3 protein-coding genes and 1 pseudogene are annotated in these 1,565 nt (G+C 35.0%); 1 reads left to right on the top strand and 3 read right to left on the bottom strand.

Features of this window, described 5'->3' with window-relative positions; translation table 11 throughout:
* Window positions 1-173: 173 nt before the first annotated feature.
* Together BHC51_RS00905 and BHC51_RS12905 are read right to left on the bottom strand one after the other, a co-directional pair.
* Window positions 174-396: pseudogene (locus BHC51_RS00905) on the bottom strand (transposase); the annotation flags it as partial.
* Between the two features lie 67 nt (window positions 397-463).
* Complete coding sequence (locus tag BHC51_RS12905; protein ID WP_143558688.1) at window positions 464-646, bottom strand: hypothetical protein; 183 nt, start codon at window positions 644-646, stop codon at window positions 464-466.
* A gap of 26 nt (window positions 647-672) precedes the next feature.
* Between BHC51_RS12905 and BHC51_RS00900 the strand changes: the two genes are divergently transcribed.
* Window positions 673-1,056 carry an SMI1/KNR4 family protein gene (locus BHC51_RS00900; protein WP_100153031.1) on the top strand — a complete coding sequence of 128 codons (384 nt, stop codon included), beginning with the start codon at window positions 673-675 and terminating at the stop codon, window positions 1,054-1,056.
* Between the two features lie 11 nt (window positions 1,057-1,067).
* Here BHC51_RS00900 and BHC51_RS00895 read toward each other — a convergent pair.
* Window positions 1,068-1,565 (bottom strand): RNA 2'-phosphotransferase (locus BHC51_RS00895; RefSeq protein ID WP_100153111.1); only part of this gene is annotated, 498 nt, incomplete at its 5' end.

The raw sequence follows: 1,565 nt of genomic DNA, 5'->3' as shown, positions 1-1,565 counted from the left end.
TCACTGAATCATCCGGTAATTTAGGTTGATAATAGTAAGCGCAGCGACTTAAGCTAACAATAGCGCAGCTCATGGCAATAGTAACAGAATGACTTTCTTGCAGTTGTACAGCCCAAGCTTTACGTGTTTGAGTAGGCACTATAGCTTTTTTATGATTTCCTCCTGAAGCTGAGATTTTAAACTGAGCTCAGCAAACATCTGCTTAAGCTTAAGGTTTTCAGCCTCTAGCTCCTTTAAACGTTTGATATCGGACGTTTCCATACCACCGTATTTATCACGCCATTTATAAAAAGTTGAATTGCCGATGCCATATTTACGGCAGAGTTCTTTGACGGGGATACCGGCTTCGGCTTCTTTTAAAATAGATACGATTTGATGTTCAGTCATTTTTTTCATGCTTAAATCCTCAATGGATTAATAAAGAGAATTTTCTACTTTTATGCTGTACTATTTTAGGGGATAGTTACAAAGCTAATGTTAGAAATTTTGATGATAAGCTTTCACCTGCTGAAGTAAATAGGTTTTCTGATCCTAGAAAAGGATTTGTACCTACAACTTGGGGAGAGGCAATAACAGGAAGAATTAATAAACAGTCAAGTGGATTTAGTAAAAATAATCCATATGGTTCAAGTACTCCGCCTCGCATTAGTGACAAACCTAAGGATTAAGAATATGGCTCATTACTTATATTCAAAAGAAGAATTACCCGAAGGATTCAAATATCCGCTATCTTTTTTGAAAATTGTTTCTAAGAAAGATATTCTAGATTTAGAACCATGGTGGTTTTTGTATGAATTTGAAAATTTTGCTAAACAATGGTTATTCGAGATAAAAAAACAATACCCAACTAGAAAACTGATACCATTTGCCAAAGCTTCTAATACTGATGATATCGTTTGTTTTGATGGTTTTGATAAATCAGGTAATCCGAAAGTATACTTTGTTCATACTTTTGCTTCCCCTGGATGGGAGGACAGGGGTAATGTCTATAGCTTTGATGAATGGTTAAAACAAGCCAAAGAAGAATCAGCACGATATAAAGCCGAGAGAATTTAATTAGGTTAGGTTTAGTCAAATATCAAAAAGTTAGTATGAACAGTATTGGTTAACCAAACTCCATTATCAGCTAGATAAAACTTAAAGCCTTGTTGATGCATTAACAAGGCTTTTACCTTTAATACTACCGGTTTACCATGCCTTTTTCCTACTATATTAGCAGTCTTCTCATTATCAGATAAATGGACATAATGGCGACTACCAGCAACTAATCCTTGTTTTTTAATGGAATCAATAAATCGAGTTGCTGTGCCATGATATAAAAAATCTGGAGGTATTTGTTCTACATGGCTAATTTTTACTTGTTGAGTTGAATGTCCTTGCGCTGCACGTATTTTTAGATCATCATCTGAAATCGTAAAACGTTTTTTATCACTTGTTTTAACAACTTGCTCAAGCAACTCTCTAGTAAGAGATTCTCCATGTTGATTAGCTTGCATGATCAGGCTATCAATATTAACCCAGCCATCAGAATCTAATGTGATTCCAATAGCTTCTGGTTGATGTCT

This window comes from Snodgrassella alvi, from assembly GCF_002777745.1.
Taxonomy (GTDB): domain Bacteria; phylum Pseudomonadota; class Gammaproteobacteria; order Burkholderiales; family Neisseriaceae; genus Snodgrassella; species Snodgrassella alvi_D.
Note: the sequence above shows the minus strand (reverse complement) of the source record. Positions and strands in the feature narration are given on the sequence as shown.